Genomic DNA, 12,680 nt, shown 5'->3' with positions numbered 1-12,680 from the left:
GGCGCCGGGAGACTCGACGCATGCCGATCCGCCTGCTGCGCGCCCCGCTGACCTGGGTCGTCCTCGCCGTCCTCGCCGTCGGGGCGGCCACCGCCCTCTACTGGTTCCAGCCGTGGAAGCTGGTCACCGACACCGAGGTGCACGAGGAGCTGGTGGCGGTGCCCACGGCCACGCCGGCGTCCGCGCCCGCCTCGGCGTCCGCGCCCGCGTCGACGCCCACGCCGGCCGGCCCGGTGCTGGTCGGCAGCGGCGCGTTCGTCAGCCACGAGCACGAGACCCGGGGCACCGCGCGGATCGTCCGGACCGTGGACGGGCGGCACCGGTTGGAACTGGTCGGGCTGAACACCTCAAACGGTCCGGATCTTCAGGTCTGGCTGACCGACCAGCCGGTTCGGACCGGTCCGTCCGGCTGGCGCGTGTTCGACGACGGCCGGCACGTGGCGCTCGGCCCGCTCAAGGGAAACCGCGGCGACCAGGCGTACGCGATCCCCGCCGGCACCGATCTCACCGGCCTGACCAGCGTCTCGATCTGGTGCGAGCGGTTCGCCGTGTCGTTCGGCGCGGCGGCGTTGGACGCCGCCGGCTGAGCCGCGGCGACACCCGGCCGACGGCCGGGTGGCCGGGAGGTGGAGTGGCGCTCTCGACCGATCGCCGGTGGGCTGCGAAACTGTGTGCCGGCCGGTGAGTTGGGGGTTCGATGAGCAACGGGTGGGTCCTGCCCGAGGATGTTCTGCGGGATGCGCCGTCGTACGCGCCGAGACCCGCTGAGCTGGCCGATCTCGAGTTACTGCTGACCGGGGCGTACACGCCGCTGACCGGTTTCATGACCCGGGCCGACCTGGCGTCGCTGGGCCGGCGCGGCCGGCTCGCCGACGGCACGCCCTGGCCGGTGCCGGTGACGCTCCAGGTGCCGGCGGCGCTCGCCGACGGGCTCGACCTGGCCGACCCGGCCCGACGGGCGCTGGTGCTCACCGACGGCGAGGGTGCCCCGGTGGCGGCCATGGACGTGGTCGACGCGTGGCCGGTCCGCGAGGGCACGGTCGGCGTGGGCGGCGCGGTCCGCCGGTTGGGCGACGGCGGCCACGGGCCGTTCCAGCGCCTGCGGCGCAGTCCGGACGAGGTACGCGGCCTGCTGCCGCCGGGTCGGGTGCTCGGCGTCTTCGCCGACCGCCCGCTGCACCGCCCGCAGCTGGCCCAGATCGCGCACGCGGCCCGCACCCTGGGGGCGCACCTGCTGGTGCTGATCCCGGTGGGCGAGCAGACCACCGGCGGCCTGCCGGCCGAGGCGCTGGTGCGCACCGTGTTCGCCGCCCGCGACCGGATGCCGCCGGCGACCCTGGTGGCGGTGCCGCTGGCACGGCGGCGCGACGAGATCAGCGACGCGCTGCTGCGGGCCCGGGTGGCCGCCGCCTACGGGGTGACCCACCTGCTCTCCACCGAGGGCATGCTCTCCGGCGCCGGCCTGCGGGTGCTGGTGCCGCGCGAGCTGGCGTACGACAACCGGGACGGGCAGTGGCGCTGGCGGGAGGACATCCCGCCGCGCAACCGGCGGCTGGCGCTCGGCCAGCACGAGATCGACGACCTGCTGGACCGGGGCTTCCCGCTGCCCGAGTGGCACACGCCGCCGGCGGTGGCCCGGGAGCTGGCCCGGGCCCGTCCGCCCCGGCGGCACCGCGGGCTGGTGATCTTCCTGACCGGTCTCTCCGGCTCGGGCAAGTCGACGATCGCCCGCGGGCTGGCCGACGCGCTGCGGGAGCAGGGCGACCGGACCATCACGCTGCTCGACGGCGACGTGGTGCGGCGGGAACTCTCGGCCGGGCTGGGCTTCAGCAAGGCCGACCGGGACCTGAACGTGCGCCGGATCGGCTGGGTGGCCGCCGAGATCGCCCGGCACCGGGGGGTCGGCATCTGCTGCCCGATCGCGCCGTACGCGGCCGCCCGGGCGACCGCCCGCGAGATGGCCCAGGCGGCCGGGGCGGGCTTCCTCCTGGTCCACGTGGCCACCCCGCTGGCGGTCTGCGAGCAGCGCGACCGCAAGGGCCTCTACGCCCGCGCCCGGGCCGGCCTGATCACCGGGATGACCGGCATCGACGACCCGTACGAGGAGCCGACCGACGCCGACCTGGCGGTGGACACCTCGGACCTGACCGTCGAGGAGGCGGTCCAGCGGGTGATGGAGCACCTGACCGAGACCGGCTGGGTGGAGCCGCGCCTCCAGCCCGCCTGACCGCCGGCCGCGTCTCCCCCGTCACGCGCCTTCCGACCGCCGTCGTCCCGCCCCGGGACGGCGGCGGTCTCGCATCCGCCCCGCCCGCACGCTAGTGTTCGTTATTGTTGAAATACGTTCGACCGCGTGAGTGCGCATCGTCGCGTGCCCGGTCGCGAGGCTCGGGAGGTGACCAGGGATGCTGGCGCGGCAACGACAGACCACCATCCTGGAACGGGTCCGCGCCGCCGGCGGCGTTCGCGTCACCGAGCTGGCCGCCGAGTTCGGCGTCTCCGACATGACCATCCGGCGGGACCTGGAGACGCTGCACGAGCAGGGTCTGCTCGCCAAGGTGCACGGCGGCGCGACGCTGGCCGGACCCAGCTCCACCGACGAGCCCGGCTTCTCCGCCAAGTCGGTCCGCCAGTCCGCCGAGAAGGCGGCGATCGCCGACCACGCCGCCCGGCTGGTCCGCCCCGGCGCCGCGATCGCGCTCTCCGCCGGCACCACCACCGCCGAGCTGGCCCGCCGCCTGGTGGACGTGCCCGGGCTCACCGTGGTCACCAACTCGCTGCCGGTGGCCGAGATCCTGCACGTCGGTGGCCGGCCGGACCAGACCGTGGTGCTCACCGGCGGCGTGCGCACGCCGTCCGACGCGCTGGTCGGCCCGCTGGCCGTGGCCGCCGTCGCCGCGCTCCACCTGGACCTGCTCTTCCTCGGCGTGCACGGGATCAGCGAGCGGGCCGGGTTCACCACGCCCAACCTGATGGAGGCGGACACGAACCGGGCGCTGGTGGCCGCCGCCGACCGGCTGGTGGTGCTCGCCGACCACACCAAGTGGGGCACGGTCGGCATCTCCTCGATCGTCGGCCTGGACGCGGCAGACGTGCTGGTCACCGACGACCGGTTGGCACCCGAGGCACGGCGGGTACTCGAGGACAGGGTCGGTGAGCTGGTGACGGCGCCGGCGACGAAGGGGGCGGAGTGAAGCGTACGCAGATCGAACTGGCCGACGGCCGGGAGCTGATCTACTTCGACGAGCGGGACGACGCGGTGCGGGACCAGCCGGACCGGCGGGATCTGCCCCCGCCGCCGCCGGCCTCGCAGCTGCGGTACGACCCGCTGACCGACGAGTGGGTGGCGGTGGCGGTGCACCGGCAGACCCGCACGTTCCTGCCCCCGGCGGACCAGTGCCCGCTCTGCCCGTCCCGGGGCGACCGGCACAGCGAGATCCCGGCGCCCGACTACGACGTGGTGGTCTTCGAGAACCGGTTCCCGTCGCTGAGCCAGCGGGTGGCCGACGAGCCGGCCGAGATCACCCCGTTCACCCCGGTCCGCCCCGGGCGCGGCAGGTGCGAGGTGGTCTGCTTCACCGACGACCACAACGCCTCGTTCGCCCGGCTCTCCCCCCGGCGGGTGCGGACCGTGCTGGACGCGCTGGCCGACCGCACCAGCGCGCTCAGCGCGCTGCCCGGCGTGGAGCAGGTCTTCCCGTTCGAGAACCGGGGCGTGGAGATCGGGGTGACGCTGCACCACCCGCACGGCCAGATCTACGCGTACCCCTTCGTCACGCCGCGGACCCGCACCATGCTGGCCGCCGCCCGGCGGCACGCCGACCGCACCGGCGGCAACCTCTACGCCGACGTGCTGGCCGCCGAACGCGCCGCCGGCGAACGCGTGGTGACGAGCAACGAGCACTGGACCGCGTACGTCCCGGCGGCGGCGCGCTGGCCGTTCGAGGTGCACGTGGCCCCGAACCGGCCGGTGCCGGACATCCCGGCGCTCGACGACGCCGAGCGGGACGCCTTCGGGCCGCTCTACCTGGACCTGCTGCGCCGCTTCGACGGGCTCTTCGACCTGCCCATGCCCTACATCGCCGCCTGGCACCAGGCGCCGGTGCGGATCGACCGGGAGCTGGGCCACCTGCACCTGCAGTTGTTCAGCATCCGGCGGGCGAAGGACAAGCTGAAGTACCTGGCCGGCTCGGAGTCCGGCATGGGCGTGTTCATCAACGACATCGCCCCGGAACGCGCCGCCGAACTCCTCCGCACCGCGTGAAAGGAAGGGCCCCTTATTAACGCCTGCGGTAGAGGAAGGGCCCCTTCTTAACCACCGGCGCAAGACGTGAGGGCGGGCGCGGGGGGCCCGGGACAGGGCCCCCCGCAGGGAAGGGACGGCTGGCTGCGCTCAGCAGCCACGAAGGTCGGCTGGTCGGCGCGTGACCGCGGCCGACCTTCCTGGACGCGACTGGCATCTCGTCCACCAGAGTCAACGAGGGCGCACCGACCGAAGTCACGCCAGTCGGGCGACGCGCCCAGGCCCTGAGGTGTTAAGAAGGGCTCCTTCTACAACGCCAGGCGTTAAAAAGGGGCCCTTCCTTGCACGTCAGGCGGAGAGCTTGCGGGCCAGGTTCTCGTCGAGCGCGTTCATGAACTCGTCGGTGGTCAGCCACGGGGCGTCCCGCGAGATGAGCAGCGCGAGGTCCTTGGTCATCTGACCGCCCTCGACGGTCTCCACGATGACCTGCTCCAGCGTGTTGGCGAACTCGGTGACCGCCGGGGTGCCGTCCAGCTTGCCCCGGTGGGCCAGGCCCCGGGTCCAGGCGTAGATCGAGGCGATCGGGTTGGTCGAGGTCTTCTCGCCCTTCTGGTACTGCCGGTAGTGCCGGGTGACGGTGCCGTGGGCGGCCTCGGCCTCGACGGTGCGGCCGTCCGGGGAGAGCAGCACCGAGGTCATCAGGCCGAGCGAGCCGAAGCCCTGCGCGACGGTGTCGGACTGCACGTCACCGTCGTAGTTCTTGCACGCCCAGACGTACCCGCCCTCCCACTTGAGCGCGGCGGCGACCATGTCGTCGATCAGCCGGTGCTCGTAGGTCAGGCCGGCGGCGTCGAACTCGGCCTTGAACTCGTTCTCGAACACCTCGGCGAAGATGTCCTTGAACCGGCCGTCGTACGCCTTGAGGATGGTGTTCTTGGTGGACATGTAGACCGGGTAGTTGCGGTCCAGGCCGTACCGGAACGAGGCGCGGGCGAAGTCCCGGATCGACTCGTCGTAGTTGTACATGCCCATGGCGATGCCGCCGCCGGGGAAGTTGGCGACCTCCATCTCCATCGGGGTGCCGCCGTCGGCCGGCGTGTAGGTGATGGTGACCGTGCCCGGGCCGGGGACGACGAAGTCGGTGGCCTTGTACTGGTCGCCGTGCGCGTGCCGGCCGATGATGATCGGCTTGGTCCAGCCCGGGACGAGCCGCGGCACGTTCGACATGATGATCGGCTCGCGGAAGACCACGCCGCCGAGGATGTTGCGGATGGTGCCGTTCGGCGACCGCCACATCTTCTTCAGGCCGAACTCCTCCACCCGGGCCTCGTCCGGGGTGATGGTGGCGCACTTGACGCCGACGCCGTGCTCCTTGATGGCGTTGGCGGCGTCGACGGTGACCTGGTCGTCGGTGGCGTCGCGGTGCTGGATCGACAGGTCGTAGTAGTGCAGGTCGACGTCGAGGTAGGGCAGGATCAGCTGCTCCCGGATCTGCTTCCAGATGATCCGGGTCATCTCGTCGCCGTCGATCTCCACGACCGGGTTGTTTACCTTGATCTTCGCCATCGGCCGGCGCTCCTCTCGGGGGACACGTGCTCAAGCAGTACGAGCGTACTGCAAACTGACCGGGGCGCCCCAGCCGGCCTCACCCCGGGAACGGGATCGCCCGGAACGGGTCGCGATGGCATCCTTCCCGGATGCCGCTGACGCACACGGTCGGGTCTATCACGGTCACCGCACTGCTCGACGGCGCGGGTCCCTTCTTCCAGCCCCGCGAGGAGGCGTTCCCGGGCGCCACCGACGCCCAGTGGCACGAGGCGGACCGGCGGGACCCGGACGCCGTCGGCCCGGACGGCGGCTGGTGGCTGCCGTTCCGCGCGTTCGCGCTGCGCGCCGGGGACGGCCCGGTCACCCTGGTCGACGCCGGCATCGGCCCGGCGGACGCGCTCGCCGCGAGCTGGGCGCCGGTGCCGGGCCGGCTGCCCGCCGAGCTGACCGCCGCCGGCATCGACCCGGCGGACGTGCGCACGGTCGTGCTCACCCACCTGCACAGCGACCACGTGGGCTGGGCCGGTCCGCTCTTCGGAAACGCGGACCATCTGGTCCAGCGCGCGGAGCTGGACGCGCTGGAGCTGTTCCACCCGGACCTGCCGGCCCGGCTGTTGGGGCCGTTGCGCGCCGCCGGCCGGCTGCGGGTGCTCGACGGCGAGACCCGACTGAACCCGGGGGTACGCGTGCTGAGCACGCCCGGCCACACCCCCGGCCACCAGTCGGTGCTGGTGGAGCACGGCGACGAGCGTCTCCTGGTCACCGGCGACCTGCTGGTCCACTCGATCCAGCTGGTCGACCCGTCCCTCCCCTACGCCCACGAGGAGGACCCGCCCCGGGCGCGCGCCTCCCGCGAGTCCACCCTGCGCACCCTCTCTCCCCTCCTCCTGGCCACCCCCCACCTCCCCGCCCCCTTCACCCCCCACCCCGCCGGCGGGTGGGGTGGAAAGGGGGAAGGGGCGGTCGGCGGAAGCCGGCCGCCCCTTCCGGGGTGATGCTCGGGTCACATGGAGGCGACGTCGCCCTGCTTGGCGCGGACGGCCTCGGCGGCCTCCTTCAGCGCGGCCAGCTCGTCGGCGTCCAGGTCGGTCTCGACGACGCGCTTCACGCCCTCGGCGCCGATCTCCGCCTCGACACCGAGGTAGACGCCGTCGATGCCGTACTCGCCGTCGACCCAGGCGCAGACCGGCATGACCTCGCCGGAGTCCTCGGCCACGGCCTTCGCCATCCGGGCCGCGGCGGCGGACGGCGCGTAGTAGGCCGAACCGGTCTTGAGCAGCGCGACGACCTCGGCGCCACCGTTGCGGGTCTTGACGACCAGCTCCTCGATCTGCTCGGCCGGCATGACGTCGCGCAGCGGCTTGCCGTTCACCGTGCTCTTGGACGGGACCGGGACCATGGTGTCGCCGTGCGAGCCCAGGGTCAGGGTCCGCACCGACTTCACCGGTACGCTCAGCGCCTCGGCGACGAAGTTGGTGAACCGGGCGGTGTCCAGCATGCCGGCCTGGCCGAGCACCCGGTTCTTCGGGAACTGCGTGGCGAGCTGGGCCAGCGCGGTCATCTCGTCGAGCGGGTTCGACACCACGATGACGACGGCGTTCGGGGCGTACTTGGCGACGTTCTCGGCGACCTGCCGGACGATCTTGGCGTTGGTCTCCAGCAGGTCCATCCGGCTCATGCCCGGCTTGCGCGGCAGGCCGGCGGTGATGACGACGACGTCCGAGCCCTCGATGGCCTCGTAACCCTCGCCGTTCGGGCCGGTGGTGACGCCGACGACGGTGGTCTCGAAGCCCTCGACCGCGCGGGACTGGTTGAGGTCCAGCGCGAGACCAGCCGGCTTGCCCTCCACGATGTCGGTGATCACGACGGTGTCGAAGACGTCGTATTCGGCCAGGCGCTGTGCGGTGGTCGAGCCGTAGAAGCCGGCGCCGACGACAGTGACCTTCTTACCCATGGTCGTCCCACTCCCTGATACCAGTCGGTTTTCCGGACCGTATCAGCCATCCTGGCACCGATCGGGCCAGGGGCGGACGGTTATGACCTGCCTGGGTGGGTCAGCCCGTTTGCTCGGCCCGCTCGACCACGTTGGTCAGCAGCATGGCGCGGGTCATCGGGCCGACGCCGCCCGGCATCGGCACCAGCCGGCCGGCCACCTCGACCACCTCCGGGTCGACGTCGCCGGTGTAGCGCCCCTTGCCGTCCTCGCCGATCACCCGGGTGATGCCGACGTCCACCACTGTCGCGCCGGGGGTGATCATGTCGGCGGTGAGCAGCCCCGGCACCCCGGCGGCGACGATCACGATGTCGGCGGCCCGGGTGTGCGCGGCCAGGTCGAGCGTGCCGGTGTGGCAGAGCGTGACGGTGGCGTTCTCGCTGCGTCGGGTGAGCAGGAGGCCGAGCGGCCGACCCACCGTGTTGCCCCGGCCGACGACGGCGACGTTCGCGCCGCGCAGCGGCACGTCGTGCCGGCGCAGCAGCTCCACGATGCCGCGCGGGGTGCAGGGCAGCGGGGCGTCGTAGCCGAGCACGAGTCGACCGAGGTTGACCGGGTGCAGGCCGTCGGCGTCCTTGTCCGGGTCGATCGACTCCAGCGCCCGCTGGGTGTCCAGGTGGCTCGGGAGCGGGAGCTGGACGATGTAGCCGTGGCAGGCCGGGTCGGCGTTCAGCTCGGCCAGCGCCGCGTCGAGGCGCTCCTGGCCGGCGTCGGCCGGCAGCGTGACGCGGAGCGAGGCGATGCCGACCTCCGCGCAGTCGCGGTGCTTGCCGTTGACGTACGCCTGGGAGCCGGCGTCCTCCCCGACCAGCACGGTGCCGAGCCCGGGGGTGATGCCGCGCTCGGCTAGCGCCTTGACCCGCTCCCGCAGTTCGTCCTTGATCTCCGCCGCCGTGGCCTTGCCGTCCAGGATCGTCGCCGTCACGCCGTGATCGTCTCACGTCGGTGGTCGGGCCGGACGACGACGGCCGACGATGACGCTCCGCAACGTGCGTTAAGTCACGCAGCGTCACCGGGAGGGCTGGAGAATCGGACGGACGGCCCCGGCGCGGGACGGACGGGACGCCCGTGGCAGCGCACGCAATCCGGGCCACCCACACCCGAGCCGGCCGCACATCTTCGAAAAGATGCCGCCCAGAGGGCCGGAGCTAGCAGGCGGAAGCCGCAGCGACAAGGCCGGGGGGCACGCTCCGTTACCGCTCCGCAACGCACACGTTGTCGAGTCGCCGCCTCGCGACCTACCGTTACGGCTCGTTGCGCAGAGTCACCCAGCGCCGGGACGACAGCGCAGCGTGAGGAGATGAGGAGACTCCATGCGTGTTCGTAGGCTCGCGGCCTGGACCGCTCTTCCGCTCGCGGTGACGCTGGGCCTGGCGGCCTGCGGCTCGGGCGGCGGCAGCGGTGGCGCAGGCGACCCCGATGCGGCCGTGCGAATCGAGATCGCCGAGCCGCAGCACCTGGTGCCGACCAACACCAACGAGACGAGCGGCTCCCAGGTCCTGTCGGCCCTGTTCAGCCCGCTGGTCGACTACGACGAGGCGAACAAGCCGCACGAGGTGGCGGCCGAGTCGGTGACGTCGTCGGACAACAAGGTCTGGACGATCAAGCTGAAGCCCGGCTACACGTTCCACAACGGCGAGAAGGTCACCGCCGACAACTACCTGGACGCGTGGAACTACGGCGCGTACGCCCCGAACGGCCAGAACTCGAGCTACTTCTTCGAGAAGGTCGCCGGCTACGCGGACCTCCAGGGCGAGAAGCCGAAGGCCCAGACGCTGAGCGGCCTGAAGAAGGTCGACGACCTGACCTTCACCGTGACGCTCACCGAGCCGTACGTGGACTTCAAGACCATGCTCGGCTACACCGCCTTCTACCCGCTGCCCAAGGCGGCCTTCTCCGCGCCCGGCGTGCTGGCCGAGGGGTACGAGCAGGCGCCGATCGGCCAGGGCCCGTTCAAGATGAAGGGCAACTGGCAGCACGACGCCAAGGTCGAGGTGGAGAAGTACGACGCCTTCCCGGGCCAGCAGCCCAAGGTCGGTGGCGTCGAGTTCCGGATCTACCAGCAGCCGACCGCCGCGTACGCGGACGTGCTGTCGGACAACCTCGACGTGATCAAGACGATCCCGACCGAGAACCTGTCGACCGCCGCCACCGACCTCGGTGACCGGTTCCAGCAGAGCCCGGCGTCGTCGCTTCAGGTGCTGGCCTTCCCGACGTTCCAGAAGGAGTTCAGCAAGCCCGAGGTGCGCAAGGCGATCTCGATGGCGATCGACCGGGACGAGATCACCAAGTCGATCTTCAAGGACTCGCAGCAGCCGGCCCGCTCGTTCGTCTCTCCGGTGGTCGCCGGCTACCGGGAGAACACCATCGGCACGGCGGGCGCGTTCGACCCGGCCAAGGCCAAGGCGATGTACGAGGCCGCTGGCGGCCCGAAGAAGATCGAGCTGTCCTACAACGGCGACGGCGGCCACAAGGACTGGATCGACGCCACCTGCAACCAGCTGAAGGCCAACCTGGGCGTGGAGTGCGTCGGCAACGCCGAGCCGAAGTTCGCGGACCTGCTGACCAAGCTCAAGCAGAAGCAGTCGGTCGGCCTGTTCCGGATGGGCTGGGTGATGGACTACCCGTCCATGGAGAACTACCTGGGCCCGCTGTACAGCACCAACGGCTCGTCGAACTACTACGGCTACAGCAACCCGCAGTTCGACAAGCTCCTCGCCGAGGGCGCCCGGGCGGCGACCGAGGACGAGGCGATCAAGAAGTACCAGGCGGCGGAGGACCTGCTCGCGCAGGATCTGCCGGTGATCCCGCTGCGGTACGGGCAGAACAACTTCGGCCACTCCACCAAGGTCAAGAACGTCCACGTGGACCTCTTCGACCGGGTCGACCTGCTGAAGATCGAGCGCGCCTGACCCACCCCGTCGAGGGCCGGGCCACCCCCACCGGGTGGCCCGGCCCTCGCATTGGCACGTAGTTCGCCCCGTTTCGGCAGACTTGCCAGCATGTTCCGGTTCATCCTGCGGCGGCTGCTCCAGATGGTCCTCGCCTTCTTCGGGACCACGCTGATCGTCTACGCGCTGATGTTCGCCGGGCAGGGTGACCCGATCCAGGCGCTCGCCGGGGAGCGGCCGGTCACCGCGGCCCAGCGGGCCTACCTGACCGAGAAGTACCACCTGGACGCGACCGGCGTCGGCGGCTTCTTCTACCGCTACGTCACCTACCTCGGCGGCCTGGTCCGGGGCGACCTCGGCCAGTCGCTGACCGGGCGGCAGATCAGTGACATCCTCGCCGCCGCCTGGCCGGTCACCGTGAAGCTGGCGTTGATCGCGCTGGCCGTGACCGTGATCTTCGGGGTCACCGCCGGCGTGCTCGCGGCCATCCGGCGCGCCGGCGTCTTCGACCACGCCACGCTGGTGCTGACGCTGCTGGTGCTCGGCATCCCCACCATCGTGCTCGCCCCGCTGGCGCAGTACTTCCTCGGCGTACGCTGGCCGATCTTCCCGCCCACCGCCGGCGCCCAGCCCTCCTTCTGGGCGCTGCTGCTGCCCGGCATCGTGCTCGGCTCGCTCTCGCTGGCCACCGCGCTGCGGCTGACCCGGACCTCGGTCACCGAGAACCTGCGCGCCGACTACGTCCGCACCGCCCGCGCGAAGGGCCTGGTCCGGCGGCGGATCGTCGGCGTGCACGTGCTGCGCAACTCGCTCATCCCGGTGGTCACCTTCCTCGGCGTGGAACTGGGCAACCTGATGAGCGGCGCGATCATCACCGAGGGCGTGTTCAACATCCCCGGCGTCGGCTTCAACCTGTTCCGCGGCATCCGCACCGAGGACGGCCCGCTGGTGGTGGGCATCGTCAGCGTGCTCGTCGTGGTCTACCTGCTGTCCAACCTGGTGGTGGACGTGCTCTACGCCGTACTCGACCCGAGGATCCGCTATGAGTGACTTCGAGAGCGTGGCGGCGACGGAGGACCAGTCGGCGCGGCGGGGCGTCTCCGGCGAGCCCGGGACCCCCGACCGGGCCGGCCGGCCGGGACGGTCGCGCAGCCTGGCCGGCGACGCCTGGCGGGACCTGCGCCGCAACCCGGTCTTCTGGGTCAGCCTGCTGCTGGTCGTGCTGGTCGCCGCGATGGCCGCCTTCCCCGGGCTGTTCACCGCGAACGACCCGCGCGACTGCGTGCTCTCCCGGCAGCACGCCGGACCGTCCGGCGGGGCCATCTTCGGGTACGACTTCCAGGGCTGCGACACGTTCGCCCGGGCGGTCTACGGCGCCCGGGCCTCGCTGCTGGTGGGCGCGTTCTCCGCGCTGATCACCGGCGTGATCGCGCTCGTCGTCGGCATGCTCGCCGGCTTCTTCGGCGGGTGGGTCGACGCGGTGCTCTCCCGGGTGATCGACATCGTGCTCGGCATCCCGCTGCTGCTGGCCGCGATCGTGCTGCTCAAGCGGGTGAGCACCAGCGGCGAGACGGTCCGGCTCTTCGCGGTCATCCTGGTGCTGGCGCTGCTCGGCTGGACCACCGCGGCCCGGGTGGTCCGTTCCTCGGTCATCACCGCCCGGGAGCAGGACTACGTGGCCGCCGCCCGGATGCTCGGCGCCGGCAACGGCCGGATCATGTGGCGGCACATCCTGCCGAACGCGCTCGCCCCGGCCATCGTGGTGCTCACCATCGCGCTCGGCTCGTTCATCGCGGCCGAGGCGACGCTGAGCTTCCTCGGCATCGGCCTGAAGGCGCCGACCATCTCCTGGGGCATCGACATCGACGCCGGGCGGGTGCACATGCGGGAGTCGGCGACCCCGCTGATCGTGCCGTCGGTCTTCCTCGCGCTGACCGTGCTCGCCTTCATCATGCTCGGCGACGCGGTCCGCGACGCCTTCGACCCGAAGCTCCGGTGACTTCCT

General features: G+C 71.8%; 11 protein-coding genes. 8 read left to right on the top strand and 3 right to left on the bottom strand.

Translation table 11 applies throughout. The annotated features are described in order from the left end of the window. The first annotated feature begins 20 nt into the window (after nucleotides 1–20). The 4 genes from CO540_RS23935 (at nucleotide 21) to galT (ending at nucleotide 4,264) form a co-directional block, all read left to right on the top strand. Nucleotides 21–587, top strand: coding sequence for a DM13 domain-containing protein (locus CO540_RS23935; RefSeq protein ID WP_099163718.1), 567 nt, complete (start codon nucleotides 21–23; stop codon nucleotides 585–587). A 110-nt stretch (nucleotides 588–697) separates the two neighbouring features. After that, entirely contained in the window at nucleotides 698–2,227 is a 1,530-nt protein-coding gene (cysC, locus tag CO540_RS23930; protein WP_099163717.1) for an adenylyl-sulfate kinase, read from the top strand. 178 nt (nucleotides 2,228–2,405) lie between these two features. Continuing rightward, nucleotides 2,406–3,194, top strand: a complete 789-nt coding sequence (locus CO540_RS23925; RefSeq protein WP_099163716.1) for a DeoR/GlpR family DNA-binding transcription regulator — start codon at nucleotides 2,406–2,408, stop codon at nucleotides 3,192–3,194. Further along, a complete protein-coding gene (gene galT / locus CO540_RS23920) occupies nucleotides 3,191–4,264 on the top strand; it encodes a galactose-1-phosphate uridylyltransferase (protein WP_099163715.1) in 1,074 nt (357 codons plus the stop codon). The genes CO540_RS23925 and galT overlap by 4 nt, the downstream gene beginning before the upstream one ends. A gap of 327 nt (nucleotides 4,265–4,591) precedes the next feature. Here the strand turns inward: galT and CO540_RS23915 are convergent, their stop codons facing one another. After that, entirely contained in the window at nucleotides 4,592–5,809 is a 1,218-nt protein-coding gene (locus CO540_RS23915) for an NADP-dependent isocitrate dehydrogenase (protein WP_098747261.1), read from the bottom strand. A gap of 131 nt (nucleotides 5,810–5,940) precedes the next feature. Between CO540_RS23915 and CO540_RS23910 the strand changes: the two genes are divergently transcribed. Beyond that, nucleotides 5,941–6,786, top strand: coding sequence for an MBL fold metallo-hydrolase (locus tag CO540_RS23910; protein ID WP_099163714.1), 846 nt, complete (start codon nucleotides 5,941–5,943; stop codon nucleotides 6,784–6,786). An 8-nt stretch (nucleotides 6,787–6,794) separates the two neighbouring features. Here CO540_RS23910 and mdh read toward each other — a convergent pair whose 3' ends face one another. Both mdh and CO540_RS23900 read right to left on the bottom strand, forming a co-directional pair. After that, nucleotides 6,795–7,745, bottom strand: coding sequence for a malate dehydrogenase (gene mdh, locus CO540_RS23905; protein ID WP_098747263.1), 951 nt, complete (start codon nucleotides 7,743–7,745; stop codon nucleotides 6,795–6,797). Nucleotides 7,746–7,845: 100 nt separating this feature from the next. Continuing rightward, on the bottom strand, nucleotides 7,846–8,709 hold the full coding sequence (locus CO540_RS23900) for a bifunctional methylenetetrahydrofolate dehydrogenase/methenyltetrahydrofolate cyclohydrolase (protein ID WP_099163713.1): 864 nt from the start codon (nucleotides 8,707–8,709) through the stop codon (nucleotides 7,846–7,848). Between the two features lie 388 nt (nucleotides 8,710–9,097). Between CO540_RS23900 and CO540_RS23895 the strand changes: the two genes are divergently transcribed. From CO540_RS23895 to CO540_RS23885, 3 genes are all read left to right on the top strand, one after another. Beyond that, nucleotides 9,098–10,696, top strand: a complete 1,599-nt coding sequence (locus CO540_RS23895; protein ID WP_099163712.1) for an ABC transporter substrate-binding protein — start codon at nucleotides 9,098–9,100, stop codon at nucleotides 10,694–10,696. A gap of 90 nt (nucleotides 10,697–10,786) precedes the next feature. Continuing rightward, the gene (locus CO540_RS23890) at nucleotides 10,787–11,725 is read left to right on the top strand and encodes an ABC transporter permease (protein WP_099163711.1); all 939 of its coding nucleotides are present in this window, start codon (nucleotides 10,787–10,789) and stop codon (nucleotides 11,723–11,725) included. Further along, on the top strand, nucleotides 11,718–12,674 hold the full coding sequence (locus CO540_RS23885; protein WP_099163710.1) for an ABC transporter permease: 957 nt from the start codon (nucleotides 11,718–11,720) through the stop codon (nucleotides 12,672–12,674). The genes CO540_RS23890 and CO540_RS23885 overlap by 8 nt, the downstream gene beginning before the upstream one ends. Nucleotides 12,675–12,680 lie beyond the last annotated feature (6 nt).

Source organism: Micromonospora sp. WMMA2032, assembly GCF_002688545.1.
Classification (GTDB): domain Bacteria; phylum Actinomycetota; class Actinomycetes; order Mycobacteriales; family Micromonosporaceae; genus Micromonospora; species Micromonospora sediminicola.
This window is presented reverse-complemented; position numbering and strand designations above follow the sequence as displayed.

Excerpts from the sequence above, each read along its gene's own strand:
- CO540_RS23890 (WP_099163711.1), top strand. The coding sequence starts at position 10,787 with ATGTTCCGGTTCATCCTGCGGCGGCTGCTCCAGATGGTCCTCGCCTTC.
- cysC (WP_099163717.1), top strand. The coding sequence starts at position 698 with ATGAGCAACGGGTGGGTCCTGCCCGAGGATGTTCTGCGGGATGCGCCG.
- CO540_RS23925 (WP_099163716.1), top strand. The coding sequence starts at position 2,406 with ATGCTGGCGCGGCAACGACAGACCACCATCCTGGAACGGGTCCGCGCC.
- CO540_RS23935 (WP_099163718.1), top strand. The coding sequence starts at position 21 with ATGCCGATCCGCCTGCTGCGCGCCCCGCTGACCTGGGTCGTCCTCGCC.
- CO540_RS23915 (WP_098747261.1), bottom strand. The coding sequence starts at position 5,809 with ATGGCGAAGATCAAGGTAAACAACCCGGTCGTGGAGATCGACGGCGAC.
- CO540_RS23895 (WP_099163712.1), top strand. The coding sequence starts at position 9,098 with ATGCGTGTTCGTAGGCTCGCGGCCTGGACCGCTCTTCCGCTCGCGGTG.
- CO540_RS23885 (WP_099163710.1), top strand. The coding sequence starts at position 11,718 with ATGAGTGACTTCGAGAGCGTGGCGGCGACGGAGGACCAGTCGGCGCGG.
- mdh (WP_098747263.1), bottom strand. The coding sequence starts at position 7,745 with ATGGGTAAGAAGGTCACTGTCGTCGGCGCCGGCTTCTACGGCTCGACC.
- CO540_RS23910 (WP_099163714.1), top strand. The coding sequence starts at position 5,941 with ATGCCGCTGACGCACACGGTCGGGTCTATCACGGTCACCGCACTGCTC.